The organism is Methylobacterium crusticola (genome assembly GCF_003574465.1).
Classification (GTDB): Bacteria; Pseudomonadota; Alphaproteobacteria; order Rhizobiales; family Beijerinckiaceae; genus Methylobacterium; species Methylobacterium crusticola.
Window position 1 is genome coordinate 1 of record NZ_QOWC01000052.1, and the last position, 19,646, is coordinate 19,646.

14 protein-coding genes and 1 pseudogene are annotated in these 19,646 nt (G+C 70.7%); 7 read left to right on the forward strand and 8 right to left on the reverse strand.

What is annotated here, in order from left to right:
* Nucleotides 1–52: 52 nt before the first annotated feature.
* The 8 genes and pseudogenes from DT057_RS18400 to DT057_RS18435 all read right to left on the reverse strand — a co-directional run.
* A pseudogene (locus tag DT057_RS18400) lies at nt 53–438 on the reverse strand (transposase family protein); the annotation flags it as partial.
* A gap of 36 nt (nt 439–474) precedes the next feature.
* Entirely contained in the window at nt 475–666 is a 192-nt protein-coding gene (locus DT057_RS18405; protein WP_128563560.1) for a hypothetical protein, read from the reverse strand.
* A 94-nt stretch (nt 667–760) separates the two neighbouring features.
* On the reverse strand, nt 761–1,078 hold the full coding sequence (locus DT057_RS18410) for a hypothetical protein (RefSeq protein ID WP_128563561.1): 318 nt from the start codon (nt 1,076–1,078) through the stop codon (nt 761–763).
* A 584-nt stretch (nt 1,079–1,662) separates the two neighbouring features.
* On the reverse strand, nt 1,663–3,804 hold the full coding sequence (locus tag DT057_RS18415; RefSeq protein ID WP_128563562.1) for a TonB-dependent receptor: 2,142 nt from the start codon (nt 3,802–3,804) through the stop codon (nt 1,663–1,665).
* 440 nt (nt 3,805–4,244) lie between these two features.
* Nucleotides 4,245–4,577, reverse strand: coding sequence for a hypothetical protein (locus tag DT057_RS18420; RefSeq protein WP_128563563.1), 333 nt, complete (start codon nt 4,575–4,577; stop codon nt 4,245–4,247).
* Nucleotides 4,578–4,894: 317 nt separating this feature from the next.
* Complete coding sequence (locus DT057_RS18425) at nt 4,895–6,853, reverse strand: N,N-dimethylformamidase beta subunit family domain-containing protein (protein ID WP_128563564.1); 1,959 nt, start codon at nt 6,851–6,853, stop codon at nt 4,895–4,897.
* A 288-nt stretch (nt 6,854–7,141) separates the two neighbouring features.
* The gene (locus DT057_RS18430; protein ID WP_128563565.1) at nt 7,142–8,182 is read right to left on the reverse strand and encodes a hypothetical protein; all 1,041 of its coding nucleotides are present in this window, start codon (nt 8,180–8,182) and stop codon (nt 7,142–7,144) included.
* 492 nt (nt 8,183–8,674) lie between these two features.
* Complete coding sequence (locus DT057_RS18435) at nt 8,675–10,741, reverse strand: hybrid sensor histidine kinase/response regulator (RefSeq protein WP_128563566.1); 2,067 nt, start codon at nt 10,739–10,741, stop codon at nt 8,675–8,677.
* A gap of 682 nt (nt 10,742–11,423) precedes the next feature.
* Between DT057_RS18435 and DT057_RS18440 the strand changes: the two genes are divergently transcribed.
* The 7 genes from DT057_RS18440 (at nt 11,424) to DT057_RS18470 (ending at nt 19,438) form a co-directional block, all read left to right on the forward strand.
* Complete coding sequence (locus tag DT057_RS18440) at nt 11,424–12,821, forward strand: LLM class flavin-dependent oxidoreductase (RefSeq protein WP_128563567.1); 1,398 nt, start codon at nt 11,424–11,426, stop codon at nt 12,819–12,821.
* Nucleotides 12,822–13,003: 182 nt separating this feature from the next.
* Nucleotides 13,004–14,392, forward strand: a complete 1,389-nt coding sequence (locus DT057_RS18445; protein ID WP_128563568.1) for an LLM class flavin-dependent oxidoreductase — start codon at nt 13,004–13,006, stop codon at nt 14,390–14,392.
* Nucleotides 14,393–14,497: 105 nt separating this feature from the next.
* Entirely contained in the window at nt 14,498–15,337 is an 840-nt protein-coding gene (locus tag DT057_RS18450) for an ABC transporter permease (RefSeq protein ID WP_203236316.1), read from the forward strand.
* Nucleotide 15,338: 1 nt separating this feature from the next.
* Nucleotides 15,339–16,145, forward strand: coding sequence for an ABC transporter ATP-binding protein (locus tag DT057_RS18455; protein WP_128563570.1), 807 nt, complete (start codon nt 15,339–15,341; stop codon nt 16,143–16,145).
* Nucleotides 16,146–16,188: 43 nt separating this feature from the next.
* Entirely contained in the window at nt 16,189–17,268 is a 1,080-nt protein-coding gene (locus DT057_RS18460; RefSeq protein ID WP_128563571.1) for an ABC transporter substrate-binding protein, read from the forward strand.
* Nucleotides 17,269–17,348: 80 nt separating this feature from the next.
* A complete protein-coding gene (locus tag DT057_RS18465; RefSeq protein ID WP_128563572.1) occupies nt 17,349–18,080 on the forward strand; it encodes an SDR family NAD(P)-dependent oxidoreductase in 732 nt (243 codons plus the stop codon).
* Complete coding sequence (locus DT057_RS18470; RefSeq protein WP_128563573.1) at nt 18,077–19,438, forward strand: LLM class flavin-dependent oxidoreductase; 1,362 nt, start codon at nt 18,077–18,079, stop codon at nt 19,436–19,438. The genes DT057_RS18465 and DT057_RS18470 overlap by 4 nt, the downstream gene beginning before the upstream one ends.
* Nucleotides 19,439–19,646: the final 208 nt, after the last annotated feature.

A 19,646-nucleotide genomic window follows, 5' to 3' on the forward strand; every position in this document is an offset into this window, starting at 1 on the left:
TGATCTCAACCCCAATCTCGATCCGCAAACCTGTTACTCGGACGGGCTCCTAGGCCTTGAAGCGCGACCGCCGCGGCTTGTCCCCGTCGGCTTCCGCCAGCCGGCTGATGCCGTGACGCGGCAGGCAGCGGTGGAGGCTGGAAAGCGTGAGGTATGGGAAGGTGGCCTGGAGCGCGTAGAGGCAGTCGTCGAGCGGCAGGAGTACGCGGCGACGACCGGCGCGACGACCGCCTCGTCCTCCGGCGACAGCACGGGCGAACGTGGACCCTTCGGCCCCGTGCGCTGGTCCACAACCGAGGTCCGCTGCTTCCACTTGGCAACCGTCTCCGGATTGACCCCGTAGCGCTGCGAGAGCGCCCTCAGGCTCGCTTGACTGTGCTGGATCGCCCGACGGACAGCCTCGGTCGTCGTGGCGCTGTCGTGATGAACCTGGCTCATCGCGCATCTCTCCACTGCCGAGTGAAGGACGCACTATCAAATCCTGAGATCAGACACGGCGCAGACCAGCAATGCGTGGTGCAGTTCGCCCGCGACCACGCCTCTCATCGCCCACGCACCCGGATGGTCTGCGGCGTTCCGCTCCAGACCGATGGCGGTGACGGCGTGATGCCCTCCGACCCGTTCGACGGCGATCTGGCCACCGGCATCCACCTGGTCGACCCGCACGCGGCCCGATCGGGATGGCGCGAGGGGCACGTCCCGGGTGGCAACGGGGCCGGTCGCGCCCTTCTGGACACCCGCCGCGGCGGGAGCGTCGGCCTCAGGCCGAGAGGTTCACGAGCTGACCCTTCGCGCCGCTGCCCGTCATCATCGTCTTGATCGTCTCCTTGATCTGGTCCTCGACCTTCTGACGCTGGGCCAGCGGCAAGGAACCCAATTGTTCCTCCGTCAGGTCCATGCTCTTCAGGATGTTGGCCCGCATCCGCTCCAGCGGCGACATCTTCGCGTACTTGAGAAAGTCGCTCTTCACCGACTCGGACGACGTGCTGCCGGCGTCCTTGGCGGCGGGACTGACGCTCGTGCTGACGGACCTGGAAGCAGGCCATGCAGGAGACGCACCGGTGCTCGAAACGTTCATCAGCCGAACTCGCCTGGACGGTGTTTCGCGTCGCAAGGCGGATGCCAGGGGAGGCGCATCAATTCGGCCAGACTCGTCAGAGACTTACGCGGTTGGATCGCTCATCCGGGCGGCGTGGCGGTCGGCCGGAGCCGGCATCTCTTGCCTGGGAGGAGACGATCTTGCCGCGTGGCGGCCTGCCGCTCGCCGGGCGCCGTCGCGTGGTTCGCCGGCGTCGTGGGTGATGGCGGCTCGCCGCCCCACCCGGCCGTTCCCGGAGCCGCGCGACGAGGTGCGTGACGCGCGCGAACCGGCGTGGAGGTGGCGTCCGTCTCGCCCACCGTGCCCGGCGGTGCCTTCGACCGCGACCGTGAGGCGCAGGATCCGCGCGTGCCCAACCTCCGGGTTCCTCCCGGCCCGCTACGAGCGGGCTCCTCGGCTCGCCAAGGGGCCGATGGCCTGCGGCGCGGCAGTCCACCGGGCGGTCCTGGCCTCGGCGGACCCCAGAGCATTTTCCGGCGAAGTGGACACCGGTTCGCCGCAGACAATGCGGCAGAATCAAAAACCTAGAGCCGCGGCCGATTGCAGCGTGATCGGAGGCTGCTCTAGAACCGCGCCGTCAGGAACAACCGGACGCTGCGGCCCGGCAGCAGGATCTCGTCCTTCTTGAACGAGGCCGAGTTGCGGATGTCGTCGTCGAGGAGGTTGCGGCCCTGCACGCCGAGCGTCACCTCGCTCGCGCCGTACACCGCCGGGTCGAGGGCCCGGGTGTAGCTCACCTCCGCGCGCAGGTCGTTGTAGCCCGGGGTGTCGGTCTCGAACGGTGCGATCTGGGTGTGCGCGAAGGCGTGCAGCAGGTTCACCCGCGCGAACCAGCCGTCGGCGCGGACGTAGACACCGCCGCCGAGCCGGTAGGGCGGGATGCGCGGCACGTTGGTGCCGTCGTCGAACCGCGCACGGACGAAGTCGAACTGGCCTTCGACGCCGAAGAAGCCGGTGCCGACCGGGACGGCGTCGTACTGCCCGATGATCTCCGCACCGTAGAAGGTCGCGTTCTGCTGCGAGTAGACGATCTGGCGCAGTTCGTCGCCCGAGCCGCAGCTCGCGAAGTCGTCGTTGCAGAAATTCCCGGTCAGGCGCTTGTAGATGAAGCCGGTGTAGCGGGTGTAGTAGCCGGTCGCCTCGAACCGCAACGGGCCCTCGCCGTGGCGGATGCTGGCTTCGAGCGTGCGCGCCCGCTCCAGCCGCAGGGTGGGATCCCCGATCTCGAAGGTGGCGGTCGCGTCGTGCGGTCCCTGCGAGAACAGCTCGTAGCCCGTCGGCGCGCGCTCCACGTAGGAGGCGGTGAGGCTCGCCACGAAGCCGGAGGGCAGGTCCTGGAGCACGCCGGCGCTCGCGCTCTTCGGGGCGAACCGGCGGGTCAGGGCGTAGCCCGGCGGGTCCTCGCCCTCGACCGGGAGGTAGTCGCCCGGGAACCGCACGGCGGTGCTGCCGAGGCGGTCGCCCTCGATGCGGCCGGCGGCCTGGAGCCGCGTCCCGGGCGCGATCTCGAGCTCCTCGAACAGGTAGACGGCGTTCGCCCGCGACTCGGTCCGCGGCAGGAACGCCTCGAGCTCAGTGTTGATCACCCGCCGGTCGATCTGCACCCCCACCGCCCCCGTGAGCGTGCCGAGGGCCGTGAAGACCGGGACGTGCTGGGCCTCGACCCGCGCCTCGGCCTCGCGGTTCTTGAAGACGGCCTGCCTGGCGTCGATCCCCTCCGCGCCGATGCCGATCTCGTCGTGGCGGTAGACCGAGTAGCCGGCCCAGTAGCGGATCACCTCGAGCGGACCGTCGAGCGGGCGGTACTCGCCCCGCGACAGCACCCGGTCCTGGTTCGGGGTCAGGCGCGTCCGGGCCCGCTCCGCCTCGCCGCCCGGTATGGCGTAGACGGCGTCGTAGTGACTGACCGAGACGCCGACGAAGCCCCGGTCGCCGATCGCCGAGAGGCCGACGGCGCCGCCCTGCGACGCGTTGGCGGAGTTGCGCTGGATCCCGCCCGGGATCGCGTAGCTGTCGGCGGCGGTCCCGAAGCCGTCCGCGTGCACGGCGATGCCGTCCCCGCCCGCATCGATCATCGCGGCGCCGAGGCGGCCGTTGTCGACCGTCGAGTAGCCCGACGTGACCTGCCCGGCGTAGCCTTTGGCCGGGATGACGGTCGGCACCCGGTTGTTCTCGGCCGAGACCACGCCGCCGATCGCGCCCGAGCCGTAGCGCAGCGTGGCGGGGCCGCGGATCACCTCGAGGCGGTCGGCCACCAGCGGGTTGATCGGCACGGCGTGGTCCTCGCCGAGGTCGGACACGCCGCCGTTGACGATGCCGTTCTCCTGGATCCGCACCCGGGCGTTGTCGAGACCGCGGATGATCGGCCGCGAGGCCGCGCCGGGTGCGTAGGTCGTCGAGGACAGGCCCGGACGGTCGAACAGCGCGTCGCCGAGGGTGCGGGGCTGGTCGCGCGCCAGCTGCTCGCGCGTCACCACGGTGACGGGCGAGAAGGTGGTGGTCGCGACCGGCAGCACCCCGACCGGGACGGTGGCCCCGGCACCGGCGGCCGGTCCGGTCGCGGGCCGGGTCACGATCGGGCTCGGCGACACGACGTCGATCTGGTCCAGCCTGATCTCCTCGGCCCTGCCGGCGGCCGGGGCGAGCAGGATCGCGGGCAGCGCGGTGCCGAGCGCCAGGGTGCGCGGGCGGATGCGGGACGGCATCGGGGTCTCACACGAACGTTATAATGTTGCATTAGCACGTGCTGGAGCCGCGCTGGCAAGCGCCCGGTCGGCGCCCGACCGGGAATCGCCGACGCTGTAACACTATTACAACAAGGCGCGCCGAACGGAGCCCGGCGGGACCGTACGCCCGGCCAGGATCGCCCGCCCGGCCGGAGGGACGGGCGGTCGTGGTGTCGTCCCGTGAACAATGCGCTTTCGCCGCCTGCGCGTTCCGCGAGGCTCCGGGAAGGCCTGACGTCGACCCGCTCCTGCTGCGCGTCCTCCCCGGCGATCATCGCCCACGCGGGCCGCGCCTGCGGGGTCGCAGCGTGACGGTGTGGCGCGCCGGGGCGGACGGGCGGTGTCCCGAGCGATCCCCGGACCGCCGCCGGGGACTGCTCGGGGCGCGATGCGGGGGAGGATGCCGGCGGGAACGCCGCTCAATCGCGGGCGAGACCGTTGGCCGGACCGCCGGCATGGCTGCCGGAGTAGCGGTAGGCCGGCGCCCTCACCCGCTGCGGCACCGGCTGTGGCGTCCCGTCCGGGATCAGTGCGTCGGCGGGCCCGCCGGCGTGGGATCCGGCGTACCGGTAGACCCGGGGAGCGAGCGAGCCGGTGGCGAGCGGGAACTCCGCGGGCGGCGCGGCACCGGTCTGCCAGGCCGGGACGCTGAAGGTGTGGCCCCAGGCGTCGAAACTGCCGGCCTCCCGGGCCAGGGCGGACCCCGTCGTGCCGGCGAGGAGTGCGAACGTGAACAGCAGCGTACGGGACATCGGATCATCCTCCATTGCAGGTCGGCGGCCCTCGCCGCGAGAGTTGATGGAGGTCATATTGCCGGAACGACGTCGGTATCGTAGATGCACGTCAGTCTCTGGCGCCTATACCTGTAAATCCCTTGCACATACCTTGGTATGCTGCGGCGTCGGCAGGCAGGAGGACGGCAGGCGGCAGCGGCGGCCGTCCCACGGGCCGCCGGGACGCGTTCGGGCCTGGCCGCGTGGCGGGGGGTCGTGCGCCGCAACGCTCTCCGGCGCCGGCGCGACCGGATCGCGGCCCCGGGGGGCGCACCGGTCGGCGGCCGCGCCGCTGCCTACAGGCCCATCATCCTGCGCTTCGCAAGCAGCCGACGGCGCCTGGCCACGAAGGCGAGCAGAAGCGCGCCGCAGCCGAGCACCAGCCCGACAAGGCCCGCGTAGATCAGTCGCGCGAAACCGCTGACCTTGATGGTGACGCTCGTCGGCACCGGCTGCAGGTTCCCGCTGTCGTCGACGGCGCGCGCCAGGATCGAGACGAAGGAGCGGCGGTCCGGCGTGAACGTGTAGCTCCAGTCGCTGACGCCGTTGGCGGGGTGCCAGTTCGCCCCGCCGTCGACCGACACTTCGATCCCGGCCGGCACGCCCCCCTGGTCGGTCGCCGAGCCCGAGACGGAGACCGGAAGGTGGAACATGTGGTCCTCGAGCGTCCGGGGAGACCGGATGGAGGCCACCGGCGGCACGGTGTCGGGAGGCGCCTGGGTGACGACGAGCGCCCCGTTGGGCGAGGCCGGGAACAGCGACATGTCCGCCAGCAGGTTCACGGTGGCCTGCTGCAGCCTCAGATCCGTCGGGGCGGACTGCTTGTCCGGATCGTCGTGCGTCGCATCGAGCGCCCATCCCCACAACGTCGTGCCGGCTGCAAAGACCAGGGAGCCCGACTTGTGGCGGAACAGGGTGACGTTGTGCGTCACCGTGTCGGATCCGTAGTTGGAGCCGAAGTCGCGCAGCGCGGCTTCGACGTCCAACCGGGTCGAGGACAGGCGCACGAGCCCGGCCGGCCGAGAGCCGTTGTCGAGATCCGAATCCCACTCGAACCCGACCGTGCGCAAGCCCACCAGGACGGACTGGCTCCTGCTCAATGTGTCGAGGCCGGTGTTGCGCCAGAAACGCGCCTTTGCCTGATCGGCCGACACCGTGACCGCGTCGAACCGGCAGCAATTCGCGACGTAGATCGTGCCCTTGAGCGCGTTCTCCGGCCGGGCACTGTCGTTGGGAGGGCTGAAGCGCGGGTCGCGCCAGGTGCCCGTCGCGAGCGGCGAGGGATCGATCTTCTCGCCGGCATGCGTTTCCTTGTAGCAGACCAGCGTCCGGTACTCCCGTCCGGACGCATCGATCGACGGCTCCCACCGCGTCTTCCAGAACACCGAGTTGCCGCTGAAGAACGCCAGGTTTACTCCGGCGTCCCGCGCCGCCTCGACGTTGTCGCGCTGGTCGCCCGACCAGTACTCATCGTGACCGGACGACACGAACAGCTTGTGCCGCCGGATGAGGTGCCCGCGGCGCGCGGTGTCGACGCCGCTGAGGTAGCTCACGTCGTACCCGTTGGCTTCCAGCCAGCGGATCATCGGGTACTCGTTGGCCCAGAAGGATGTCCGCCGGTACTCCGAGCCGCGCACGATCAGCGGGCGGTTGTAGCTGACCTTGTAGGCGCGGCCGGCCGGCTCCCCCTCGTAGAGCGAGTTGCCGCCGTAATCGTTGTAGGCCTGCCACGTCGTGTCGGAGGTTTGGAGCAGGATGCCGGACCCGCCGTCGTCATCCCGAACGACGAACATGATGTGGCTGGCGCCGGACGTGTCGGAACGGATGATCCTGGCGACGTAGACACCGGATCGGGATCGGGCAGGGACGTCCCACGATGCCGAGACCTGCCAGTTCCCGCAATCGACGAGTCCGGTCTCGGCCTGCTTCAGGCACTCGGGCTGACGCACCGCGAACGTCTCCGCCTCGCCGATATCGGCGACTTTCCGCGCGCCCGCTCCCCTGTAGTACCCGACGCGGTAGATCTCCACGCGAAAGGCGGACGCGTCCGTGGTGACCTTGAAGCGGACCGTCTCACCGCGATTGATGCTGATGTCCGTGGCGAAGCCCTGGATCGTCGGATCGCCGGCCCCGTCGACGTCCCACAGTGCGGCCGGCGTGCCCTCGAGGGCGTTCTCGTCGACGACGCTCCTGACGCTCTCGCCCGCGGCCCAGCACCGCGCCTCGTCTACGAGGCAGAGCGCCAGGACGATCATCACCCCTGCCCAGCGCGCCAGCCACCCGCAATCCCGCTCTGCTCTCACGTCCAGCCATCCCCGTCGATACGCCAGCTGCGTCGCCGAGCGAGCGCGACAGCGTCGTCCGGCGATCCGGTCGAGACATCGGTCTCCGCGCACGAGCCGACCTAGAGCAGCATCCGATCACGCTGCAATCGGCCGCTGCTCCAGGTTTTTGATTCTGCCGCATTGTCTGCGGCGAACCGGTGTCCACTTCGCCGGAAAATGCTCCGGCGCCGATCCCGGCAGAGCGCCCGGCGCCGGACGTTACTTGACGATCTCGGTCCAGATGACTTCCGGCGCGTCTGCGAGCCTGAACGACAGCGTGTAGCGGACGATGCTGGCCGCAGGCCGGCTCCAGACGTGGTTCTCAAGTACGCTTCCCTGTGCATCTCGGATCCTCACCTGTGAGATCGTCCCGTCGGGCTCGCGCCGGATCTCGGACGTCGCCACCAGGGTGTCCTCGCGTCGGATCTCCACGCGATCGAGAAGGCCTGAGACGTTCGGGCACACGCTGAGCTGGACCTCTTCGAAATCGAGCGTGTCGGGCATGACGGGATCGGAGAACAGCGGATGGCTCCTCGGCGTCCGGGTGGCGTGGTGGTACGTAAGGCGGCGGGGGCAGGCGGCATCCCCGTCCGTCTCGTAGAAGCCGGCGAGCCGTTCGAGCCGCCGAATCTCGCGTGCCTGCCTCGTGCTCAGGTCCGTGCGCGATCCGTTCAGGCCGTTCGCGAGGTCTCCCGCGTGCAAATCGAATGCCTGAAGGTCCGCTCGCGCGGAGCGCAGCAGGGCGTCGTCGTCGATCATCCCCTGGATCGCCCGCGCCATGCCCCGTTCGGCGAGGGCGCGCTTGCGGCGCTCGATCTCGACCTGCGCGCCGCACCCCCAGACGCCGCAGGACGCGCGTTCCGCGTCCCGGAGCTTTGCGCTGGCCGCGGCCCAGTCGGCTTGGAACGCCGCGAGCGCGTGCCCGTTCGCCGCCCGGTTCCGGCCCGCGGTCTCGACGGCGGTGCTCAGCGCCTCGTAGCGAAGCAGGCGACGGACGCGCCGGCTCAGCGCGGCCAGGGCCGACGTCTCGGGATCGAGCGCCCGCAGGCGCAGCAGACGATGGAAGATCGCGGATTCGCCGAGGTCGGCGACCGGCTCGCGGAGCCGGGAGGTGAGACCCTCGCCCATCCCGCCCATCAGCCGGAGAGCCGATTGCGCCGCCGCGGGAAGTGCGTTGACCTCGTCCGATCCGACGTCTCCCCGCCGGTACGGCGACCACGCGCCGCGGAACGGATACCAGAAGTAGACGGGGTTCCACACGAAGGCGCGCGGGGGGCTGCCCGGCGAGGGATCCAGGTAGCCGCGGTACCGGTCGTAGGCGGGCTCCGCCGTCGCGCCGGCAGGCCTGACGATGCGCTCGCGGACCGCCCTGCCGGGACTCGCGGCCGCACGCGGCGGCTGGGCCTGGCGGCCGCCGCCCGGCTCTGTCGGGGTGGACGCGCGCGTGACCCCGGACCCCAAAGACTGAAGCAAGACCAATGTGCACAGTGCATGTATCAACATACATGATTCTCGATCAGTCTTGCGTCACTGCGACGCCGCTTCATAGATGAAGTGTAAGATCGTCACAAGATCGGTCCGGGTCGTTCGGGGAGAGGTCGGCCGGAGCGCGTCCGGGTCCGGGCGCCGGCGGCGCGCCTTCGGCGGTCCCTGCGGATTGTGGCGGCGTTCGGGGTCCCGGCGCCCGCCCTGTCCCGGCGTCGGCCCGGCCGCACCCCGGGCGCCGGCCCTGCCGCACGCCGGGCGCGTCGATCAGCGTGGCGCGTCGGCGCGGCGCCCGGACCGGGAGGGATCGCGGCGCGGCGGGTTCGCCACCTTGCGCAGCAGGCGCGAGAGCTGTTCGATCGAGTAGGGCTTGTGCAGCAGGTCGAAGCCCGCCGTCCCGGTCTGGGCCAGCACGTGGCTGTAGCCGGAGGCCAAGAGCACTGGCAGCCCGGGATACGCGTCACGGATGCGACGGGCGAGCTCGATCCCGTCCATGCCCGGCATCACGACGTCCGAGAACACGACGTCGAACCGGTCGGCATCCTTGGTCAGCTCGGCCAGGGCCTCGAGGGCATTGCTGGTCAGGACCGACTGGTAGCCGAGATCGTTGAGCGTCTGGACCGCGAAGGTGCCGACGGCGGCGTTGTCCTCGACCACGAGCACGTAGGTCCCGTGGCCGTCGATCAACGGCTCGGGCTCGAGGCCGGACGCGGCCTGCACCGCGTCGAGGGCGCGGGGCAGGTAGAGGGTGAAGGTTGTGCCCTGGCCGAGCACGCTCTCGACCAGCACCTCGCCGCCCGACTGCTTGGTGAACCCGAACACCTGTGAGAGCCCGAGCCCGGTCCCCTGCCCTATGACCTTGGTGGTGAAGAACGGCTCGAAGATCTGCGCGAGGTGCTCCTCCGGGATACCGCTGCCGGTGTCGCTGATCGCCACGGCCACGAACGGGCCCTGGGCGGCAGGATGGGCGCGCACCGCCGGCATGGCGTCGACCACCCGCACGCTGATGGTGAGCCGCCCTTCGCCGCCCATGGCGTCGCGGGCGTTGACGGCCATGTTCACCAGGGCCGTGTCGAACTGGCTCGGATCGGCGTTGACGGAGCAGGCCTGCGCCGGCAAATCCGTGACGATGCCGATGCGCGAGCCGATCAGCGTGACCATCATGTCCGAGAGCGCCCGCACGCTCTCGCAGGCGTCGAACACCTTGGGCTGGAGCGCCTGGCGCCGCGCGAAGGCGAGGAGCTGCGCCGTCAGCTTCGAGGCCCGATCGACGGTGTCGGAGATCGCCGCGATGTAGCGCTCGCGCCGCGCGCTCGGCAGATCGGGCCGCTTGAGGAGGTCGGCGGACGACCGGATGACGGTGAGCAGGTTGTTGAAGTCGTGGGCCACGCCGCCCGTGAGCTGACCGATGGATTCGAGCTTCTGGGACTGGCGCAGGGTGTCCTGGGTCGCGGCGAGCTCCGCCTCCGCCCGCAGGCGGGCCGAGATGTCCCTGGCGTAGTGGAAGGCGCCGACGATGCCCCCGCCGGCATCGCGCAGGGGCGCGTAGGAGACCTCCCAGTAGGGCTTGGCGAGGGTCGGGTCGCCGAACTCCTCGGTGACGATGTAGGTCTCGCCCGCGAGGGCGCGGGTCATGAACCCGCGGATCACGGGCGCCTGGTCCGGGGGGAAGAGGTCGGGAAAGACCTCGCCGAGCTGCACCCGGTGGCCGAAGATCCGGTAGAACTCGTCGCTGTGCGCCTGGTTGAAGGCGATCAGGCGGAACCCGGTGTCGAACGCGCAGATCGGCGCGGCGCTGGCCTGGATGATGTCGGCGTAGAGCTTGAGCTGCGCCGTGCGCTCGGTGTCCTGCTCCTCCAGCGTCGCGTTCAGCGCGCGCAGCTCGTGTTCCCGCCGCTGCAGCTCGGCCTGCGCGCGGACCCGCGCCGTGGTCTCGGTGCAGGCGCAGAACATCCCCCCGACGGTGCCGTCCTGCTCGCGCACGGGGGAGTACGAGAACGTGAACCAGGTGTCCTCCTCGAACCCCTTCCGCTGCATGCGCAAGGGCAGATCTTCCGAGAACGTGGCCTCGCCGGCCATGGCGCGCTGGACCAGCGGCTCGACGTCGGACCAGATCTCTTCCCAGATCTCCCGGAACCGGCCACCGAGCGCCGAGGGATGCTTGCGCCCGAGCACGTCGATGTAGGCATCGTTGTAGAGGAAGCCGAGACCGGGCCCCCAGGCCACGAACATCGGGAAGGCCGAGCCCAGCATCAGGCTCACGGTCATCTGCAACGGCGCCGGCCAGGACTCCGGAGGCCCGAGCGGCGAGGCCGACCAATCGTGCGCGCGCATCAGCGCGCCCATCGCGCCGCCGCCGGTGAGGCACGGCACGGCTGACGTCGGGTCAGACCTCACTGCGCGCGCCGGAGGGCCTGCCGGTGGGTGTCGCGGGCCTGCGGGCGCGGCCCGATCTCAGGCGATCGCGGGCGAAGGCGTCCTGCGCCGGCGTGATCGACACGGTGGTGGTTCCGCAGACGGACATGCCGCATGATAGCGAGATCGCGCACGCGAAGTCACTCCGTTGATGACGTAAGGGGGCGCGAGCCCCGGCACCCGCGTCGCACCGAGGCCCGTCCGGCCCGGGGCGGCGCGTTCTATGTGGCGAACACGATCCTGTGACGCACAGGCTGCCCTCATGCGAACTTGTCGTAAGCTCTGTAATTCAAAATCTCGCATCATGCGCAACACCCCTGTGCAGTAATAATCTGGATGTACCTTTTCATCTGCAATCCAGAGAAAATTCATCCACAAGCTGTGGTTCTATAAAAAGAACAATTTCGTTGACGGATGCGCGTGGCGACGGCAGGTTCGACGGGCAGGGCGGCTGTCGGACCGTCCGGCCGTGCCGGCGAGGCCGACACCCGGCTGGAGCGCGTCGTCGATGGGTGCGCGAGCCGGCGCTCCGGGGACCGGCCGCCACGCATCCGCCGCCGCGGTCGCCGGGATGACGCACCTGACGCAGGATCACGCCGTCATGCCCAAGGAAATTCGCGTTAATGCCTTCGCCATGCCGTCGCCCGTGCATCATTCGCCGGGACTTTGGCGACATCCCGCCGACCGTTCCCTCGACTACACCCGCCTCGACTACTGGACCGAACTCGCGCAGATCCTGGAGCAGGGGAAGTTCGATGCCCTGTTCCTCGCCGACAGCATGGCCTCGAACGACGTGTTCGGCGGTTCCTATCACGCCGCTCTTCAGGTCGGCGCGCAGGTGCCGAAGCTCGACCCCATCGTCAGCATCGCGGCGATGGCCCGCGTCACCGAACATCTCGGCTTCGGCGTCACCAGCAACGCGCTCTACGAGCCACCCTTCCCGTTTGCGCGGCGGATGAGCACGCTCGACCATCTCACAAGGGGCCGCATCGGCTGGAACATCGTCACCGGACACGCGACGTCGGGGGCCCGCGCGGTGGGCCAGGCCGGCCTCACGCCGCACGACGACCGCTACGACATCGCCGACGAGTATCTCGACGCCGTCTATGCCCTCTGGGAAGGCAGCTGGGACGACGATGCGGTGCGGGGCGACCGCGACGGCCGCGTCTTCGCCGATCCGAGCAAGGTACGGCGGATCACGCATCGCGGCCGGCATTTCCACGTCGACGCGATCCACCTCGCCGAACCCTCGCCCCAGCGCACGCCCGTTCTCTTCCAGGCGGGAGCCTCGTCGCGCGGGCGGGCCTTCGCGGCGCGCCACGCCGAGTGCATCTTCGTGAGCGGGCCGAGCCCCGCGGTGATCGCCCCCGTGGTGGCGGATACCCGCCGGCGCGCCGCCGAACAGGGGCGCGATCCGGCCGCGATCCTCTTCTTCTCCATGGCCACCGCGATCGTCGGCGAGACGGAGGCGGAAGCGCGGGAGAAGCTCGAGGATTACCGCCGCTACATCAACCCACAGGCCGCCCTCATCCTGTTCTCCGGATGGACCGGCATCGACTTCTCGACCTGGGACCTCGACGCCCCGATCCGCTTCGACGACCGCAGCCAGGGGCTGGTCTCCGCGCTCGAAGCCTTCTCCGTCGCCGATCCCGGCCGGGTCTGGACGGTGCGGGAACTGGCCGAGCACAACGCCATCGGCGGGCGCGGTCCGGTGTTCGTCGGCTCGGCGGCGCAAGTGGCGGACCAGATCGAGGCCTGGGTCGCTGCGACCGACGTGGACGGCCTCAACCTCAGCTACGCGGTGACGCCCGGCGGCTTCGCGGATTTCGGTGCCTTCGTGGTGCCGGAATTGCAGCGGCGCGGCCGCTACAAGGCCGACTACGCCCCCGGCACCCTGCGCGAGAAGTTTTTCGGCGCGAGCCGGCTGCCCGCGAGCCACCCGGCCGCAGGGCACCGTCCCGACAGTCGCGCGGCCTCGTCCCTCGCGCGTGCCGGTTGATCGGCCGGCGCGCCGCCGGCCCGCTCTCCCCCGTACGGAGACCGCGTCGTACGCGACCTCGAGGCCCACGTCGTCCAGGCCGGACGCGACCGCACCGCCCGGATCCTCGGACGGCCCTCCCTCGGCGAAGCCTTCGACCAGACCCTTCAGCGCCGACGCCAGCGCGGCCAGGAGACCCCGCCGTGACCCGACAGATCCGCCTCACCGGCTTCATCGCCTTCAGCCCGGTCCACCTCTCGCCCGGCCTGTGGGCCCATCCGCGCAGCCGCGACCTCGACTACAAGGATCTCGACCACTGGGTCGACCTCGCGCGGCTCCTGGAGCGCGGCAGGTTCGACGCTCTGATCATCGCGGACGGGATCGGCATCCACGACGTCTATGGCGGCACGGCCGACGCGGCGATCCGCTCCGGCGCGCAAGTGCCGAAGCACGATCCGCTCATGCTGGTCTCCGCGCTGGCCCACGCGACGACCCATCTCGGCTTCGGCGTCACCGCGTCGACCTCGCACGAGCTGCCCGCCGTGCTCGCGCGCCGCTTCTCGACCCTCGACCACTTCACCGACGGCCGCATCGGCTGGAACATCGCCACGGGTGTCTCCGACAGCGGCGCCAGGGCCTTCGGCCGCGAGGCAGTGATCGGGCACGATGCGCGCTACGAGCGGGCGGACGAGTTCCTCGACGTGACCTACAAGCTCTGGGAGGGGTCGTGGCAGGACGGCGCCGTGCTGCGCGACCGCGCGAGCGGCCTCTTCGCGGATCCCGGCAAGGTCCACCGCATCCGCCACCGCGGCGCGCATTTCGACCTCGACACCATCCACCTCGCCGAGCCGTCGCCACAGCGCACCCCGTTCCTGTTCCAGGCCGGAGCCTCGCCGCGCGGCCGCGCCTTCGCGGCGCGCCACGCGGAGGCGGTGCTCGTGGGCGGACCCACGCGGGCGAGCGTGGCGTCGTCCGTACGCGACATCCGCGCCCGCCGCGCCGCCCTGGGTCGCGATCCGCGCGACATCGCGGTCTTCACCCTCGCCACGTTGATCGTGGCACCGACGCGGGAGGAGGCGCGGGCGAAGCACGATGAATATCGCCGCTACAGCGATCCCGACGGGGTGCTGGCGCTGTTGTCGGGCTGGACCGGCATCGACCTCTCCCGCTTCGACCTCGACGCGCCGCTCCGGCCGGGCGGGCAACGGGACGATGCCGTCCTGTCGGTCATCGACGGTTTCACCCGCGCCGATCCGGACCGTGTGTGGACGCTGCGGGAGGTGATCACCCACACCGGCATCGGCGGGCGCGGCCCCCTGCTGGTGGGCAGTCCGGCCGACGTGGCCGACGAGATGGAGGCCTGGGTGGCGGAAGCGGACGTGGACGGCTTCAACCTGAGCTACGCGTTCCTGCCGGAGACCTTCGCGGACGTCGTGGACCACCTCGTGCCCGGATTGCAGCGGCGCGGCCTCTACAAGCGGGATTACGCGCCGGGCAGCCTGCGGGCCAAGCTGACCGGCAGCGACCGCTTGAAGCCGTCCCACCCGGGGGCGGCCTTTCGCGACCGAGCACGGATCGCGCCGGCAGCCTGAGCCCGGGCCGCACGGCCTCGCACGGGGACACACCGCGCCACGCCTTTAGTTGACAATTTTGATGGACTATGTTCTCTAATGCCTGGAAGCATTGGTGACCGTCACGTGATCTCCTCATCGGCCGCGGCCATCGTGGTTCCGCTCCGGCTGACGCCGCCGCCGCGGCGGCGGTGGCGCCTCGCGGGCCACGGTCCGGTCCGGTTCGTACTCCCGGCCCTGGTGCTGGCCGCCTGGCAACTCGCCTCGTCGCTCGGCCTCATCAATCCGCGAACCCTCGAGTCGCCGGCCGCCGTCCTGGAGGCGCTGGTCGAACTCGCCGCATCCGGGGTCCTGCTCGACAGCCTCGCCGCCTCCTTCCAGCGGGCGGCGGCAGGGTTCCTGATCGGCGGCGGGATCGGCCTCGGCCTGGGTGTCGTCGCCGGCATGTCCCGCATCGGTGAATACACCTACGACGCACTCCTGCAGATGCTTCGCATGGTGCCGTTCCTCGCCGTCATCCCGCTCTTCGTGATCTGGTTCGGGGTGGACGAGCGGCCGAAGATCCTCCTCATCGCGCTGGCCTGCATCTTTCCCGTCTACCTCAACACGTTCTCGGGCGTGCGCCACGTCGATCCGAAGATCGTCGAGGCCGCCACTGTGTTCGGCATGAGCCGGCTTGCCATCGCCACGCGGATCGTGATGCCGCTGGCTCTTCCCTCGATCATGGTCGGCCTCCGCTACGGGATGGGCGTGGCGCTGCTGTCGCTGGTCGCGGCCGAGCAGGTCAACGCCACCTCGGGCATCGGCTATCTCGCGCTCAACCCGCGGGCGTCCCTGCGCACCGACATCATCATCGGCGTGGTCGTGCTGTACTCGGTGCTCGGCCTCCTCGTCGATCTGCTGATCCGCCAGGTCCAGGCCTGGATCCTCCCGTGGCACCGCACGGTCCTGGAGACGGCCCGCTGAGATGAACGCTCCCTCCGCTCTCGCGCACGCCTGCGCCGACGAGGCGCCGCCCGCGGTCGACCCGGTGGTGCTGAGAGGCGCAACCAAGGGATTCGGCCCGCGGATCCTGTTCGAAGGCGTCGACCTGCGGATCCGCCGCGGCGAGTTCGTGGCACTGCTCGGCGCCTCGGGCTCCGGAAAGACGACGCTCCTGCGCATCCTCCTCGGCCTCGACACGCTGGATGCCGGCGCAGGGGCGGTCGCAGCACCCCGGTCCGCCGTGTTCCAGGAGCCGCGTCTCGTGCCGTCGCAGACGGTGTGGCGGAACGTGCTGATGGGCCTGCCGTGGCGGGCGCAGAGGCGCCGGCGTGCCCTGGGCGCCCTGGAGGAGGTCGGCCTCGGGGCCCACGCCGACGCGTGGCCCGTCACGCTCTCGGGGGGCGAGGCGCAGCGCGTGGCGCTGGCCAGGGCCCTGATCCTGGAGCCCGCGCTCCTGCTCCTGGACGAGCCTTTCGCGGCCCTCGACGCGCTGACGCGGCTGAGGATGCAGGATCTCGTCCGCCGGCTGTGCGCCCGCTACCGCCCCGGGACGCTGATCGTCACGCACGACGTCGACGAAGCCGTCCGGCTGGCCGACCGCGTGCTGGTGCTGCGCGACCGGCGGCTCACCCTCGACGTCGCGGTGGGCGCCGCCCAGGATCCGGCTTCGGCCGCGGGAGCGCGCCTGCGCGCAAGGCTCCTCGCCGAACTCGGCGTCGCGCCCGACGACGCCGGGATCGCCGCCCGCGGCAGCACCGCGCCGCGCGCCGCGGTCGCCGGCCGGGCCTGAGCCCACTCCTCGAACGACACCCCACACCAGGAGGTCAGCGACCATGCGGCGCGTCCCAGCTTCTCCGTCATTCGCGCGCGGCGGGTTGTCCCGCCGCGAGGCCCTGGTCCTGACGGCCGGCGGTCTCCTCGCCGCCGGCACGTCGAGGGCGGTCGCGTCCGATGTCGACCTGTCCGGCGTGACCCTGCGCGTGGGCATCTTCGAGGACGTGCGGCGCGACGCGATCGAGGCGACGCCCTTCCTGAAGGGAATTCCCTACAGGATCCAGTGGGCGCGCCTGAACGGAGCCGGCCCGACCGTCCAGGCGCTCGGCGGCAACGCGATCGACCTGAGCTGGGGCCTCAGCGACACCGCCGCGCCCAAATCCTCGTCCGAGGATCGCCGGAACTGGACCGCGGCGAACGCCCCGATCAAGCTCGTCGCCCTGCTCAAACCGGTCGATGTCGAGAATTTCTCCGCGTCGCTGATCGTCGCGCACAAGGATGCGGGCGTACGGACGCTCACGGACCTGCGCGGCAGGACCTACGCCTTCAACGAGGGCGGCAACATCAACGCGCTGGCCCTGCTCGCCCTCGACAAGGCCGGGCTGACCCTGAAGGACGTCCAGCCGCGCCTGCTCACCTACGACGCGACCTCCACGGCCGTCATCGCCGGTGCCGTCGCCGCCGCGCCCGTGACCCGCGCCCGCGTGGCCGACGCGCTGGCGGACGGCACGCTCGTCGCCCTCGCCCGCGACGTCGACGTCGACTTCCCCGGCTTCACGTCGGTGACGGCGCGGACAGGGGCCATCGAGGATCCCAAGCTCGGCGCCGCGATCGGCGATTTCCTCCACAGGCTCGCCCAGTACCTGAGATGGGCCGCGCGGCATCCGGAGGAAACCGCCCGCGCCTACGTGCGGACGCAGCAGTTGAGGGACGCCGCCGCCCTGTTCGCGGCCAGGAGCAGCGCACTGACCCTGGTCCCGGTCAGCCCCGGCAGCCAGGAGTTCAATCAGGAGATCGTGGCGACCGAGAAGCTGGCCAAGGTCGGCTTCTATCCCCGGCCGGTCGATTTCCGGACCGTCGTTGACGACCGCTACACGGCGCGGATCCTCGACGGCGACCGCAGCGGCCAGGCCGGGTGAGCCGGCAAGCCGCCGAACCCGCCGGACATCCAGCAGAGCCGCGGGGGGGCGACGGTGGGACACCTGGGGGGGGGACGCGGATGGACTTTCAGGACAAGGTGATCTGGGTCACCGGGGCATCGGGAGCACTCGGTCTGGCGAGCGCGCTGACGCTCGCCCGTCGGGGAGCGACGGTGGTCGCCTCGGCGCGCAGCATCGAGACGACCGATTTCGGCGGCGCCGACATCCATCGGCTTCCGGTGGACGTCACCGAGACGTCGAGCGTGGACCGCGCCTTCGCGGCGCTCCTGGCTCGTCACGGCCGCATCGACGGTCTCGTCGCCAGCACCAACGTGGGCCGGTTCGGCGACTTCCTCGACCTCGACGATGACGCCTGGAGAGCGGTGTTCGAGGCCAAGCTCCTGGGCTCGGTGCGCCCGGTGCGCGCGGCGCTGCCGACCCTCGTGAAGCAGGGGGCCGGGGCGATCGTCCTCATCAGCGGCCGCGGCGGCATCGATCCTCCGCCGCACCACTTCCCCGGCTCCAGCGTCAACGCCGCCCTCGATCTTCTGGTGCAGGGACTGGGGCGGCGCTACGGGCCGGACGGCATCCGCGTCAACGCCGTGGCGCCGGGGCCGATCCAGTCGCCGCGGCTCGCGGAGATGCGGCAAGGGGGGCAGGCCCCGCCGGCGAACCTGCAGACCGCCACGCCCGGTCCCGGCCTGCCGCAGGACGTGGCGGACGCGGTCGCCTACCTCCTGTCCGACGCCGCCCGCTTCGTGAACGGGGCGCGGCTCGCCGTGGACGGGGGCGGTCCCCCGCTCGTCCGATGAGCGCGACCCTGCATCTCGCCGGATTCCTCAGCGCGGGTCCGGTGGTCCACAGCCATGCGCTGTGGCGCAACCCGCAGCACCCGACGGACTTCCTGTCGGCGGCGCATTATGCCGAGATCGGCCGCGTGCTGGAGCGCGGCCGGTTCGACCTCCTGTTCTTCGCAGACCGCCTCGCCCTGGCCGACCGGTTCGGCAACGACCGGGAGACCGGGCTGCGCCTCGGCGATCAGGACGCCACGCGCCTCGATCCGCTGCCGGTCCTGGCCGTCATCGCGGCGGCGACGCGGCACATCGGGCTCGGAGCGACGCGCTCGACCACCTACGAGCACCCCTACCACGTCGCGCGCGCCTTCCGGACGCTCGATCACCTCTCGGGCGGGCGCGCGGCCTGGAACGTGGTGACCTCGCTCAACGACGGCGAGGCGCTGAACTTCGGGTTCGACGCCCACATGGATCACGGCGCCCGCTACGACCGGGCCGATGAATTCCTGGAGGTCGCCACCAAGCTCTGGGACAGCTGGGACCCCGACGCGCTGGTGCTCGACCGCGGGCGGGGCATCTACGCCGACCCCGCGAAGGTCCGCAGCATCGACCACGTCGGCCGCTACTTCCGCTCACGCGGCCCTCTCAACATCCCGGCAAGCCCCCAGGGCCGTCCGGTCATCATCCAGGCCGGCGCCTCCGGGCGCGGCCGTCACTTCGCGGCGCGATGGGCCGAGGTGGTGTTCTGCCTGGCACCGGATCCGGCCGCCATGGCCGCCTTCACGGCCTCGATCCGGGAGGGCGTCGCCGCTGCCGGGCGCCCGCCCGGGTCCTGCAAGGTGCTGGCGGCCGTGATGCCGTTCGTCGGCCGCACCCGGAGCGAAGCCGAGGACAGGCGCGACGCCCACAACGCGCTGGTCGACCCCCGCGTCGGGCTGAGCACGCTCTCCGCGCACCTGAACCTGGATCTGTCCGGCCTGCCCCTCGACCGGCCGATCGAGAGGCTCGCCGGAACGGGAACTCAGGGCAACCTCGCTCATGTCCTGCGGATCTCGGCGGAGGAGGACCTGACGCTCGCGCAGATCGGGCAGATCTACGGGCAGAGCGTCATGGTTCCCCAGCTCTGCGGCACCGGCCGCGAGATCGCGGACGAGATCGTCGCCATCTTCCGCGCGGGCGCCTGCGACGGCTTCATCATCTCGCCGGCGTTCCTGCCGGACAGCTTCGTCGACTTCGTCGATCATGTCGTCCCAGCGCTGCAAGAGGGCGGCTGGGTCCGCCGGCATTACGAGGGGCAGACCCTGCGCGATCGGCTGCGATCGGAGCCGGCCGGACCGGCCGGCACACGGCACGCCCCAGCCCATGCCGCACCATGACGTCCGTCTCCCTTTCACGGCATGCGCGCGATGAGATCGCTGCTCCTGGATGAATAAAGGAAAATATATTCGTTTGACACTCCGGCGAATATCTTCGATCAATCAGGATGAAATGCACGAACGTTCTTGAGGTCTATCAGTCTACGCTGATCCGTTCGCCCGCAACCGTGATCGTTTCGAGATCCGTGCGGCCCGACCGGCCGCCGTG

Coding starts and splice junctions, on each gene's coding strand:
- DT057_RS18410 (WP_128563561.1), bottom strand. CDS start 1,078: ATGAACGTTTCGAGCACCGGTGCGTCTCCTGCATGGCCTGCTTCCAGG.
- DT057_RS18415 (WP_128563562.1), bottom strand. CDS start 3,804: ATGCCGTCCCGCATCCGCCCGCGCACCCTGGCGCTCGGCACCGCGCTG.
- DT057_RS18420 (WP_128563563.1), bottom strand. CDS start 4,577: ATGTCCCGTACGCTGCTGTTCACGTTCGCACTCCTCGCCGGCACGACG.
- DT057_RS18425 (WP_128563564.1), bottom strand. CDS start 6,853: ATGATCGTCCTGGCGCTCTGCCTCGTAGACGAGGCGCGGTGCTGGGCC.
- DT057_RS18435 (WP_128563566.1), bottom strand. CDS start 10,741: ATGCGCGCGCACGATTGGTCGGCCTCGCCGCTCGGGCCTCCGGAGTCC.
- DT057_RS18440 (WP_128563567.1), top strand. CDS start 11,424: ATGCCCAAGGAAATTCGCGTTAATGCCTTCGCCATGCCGTCGCCCGTG.
- DT057_RS18455 (WP_128563570.1), top strand. CDS start 15,339: ATGAACGCTCCCTCCGCTCTCGCGCACGCCTGCGCCGACGAGGCGCCG.
- DT057_RS18460 (WP_128563571.1), top strand. CDS start 16,189: ATGCGGCGCGTCCCAGCTTCTCCGTCATTCGCGCGCGGCGGGTTGTCC.
- DT057_RS18465 (WP_128563572.1), top strand. CDS start 17,349: ATGGACTTTCAGGACAAGGTGATCTGGGTCACCGGGGCATCGGGAGCA.
- DT057_RS18470 (WP_128563573.1), top strand. CDS start 18,077: ATGAGCGCGACCCTGCATCTCGCCGGATTCCTCAGCGCGGGTCCGGTG.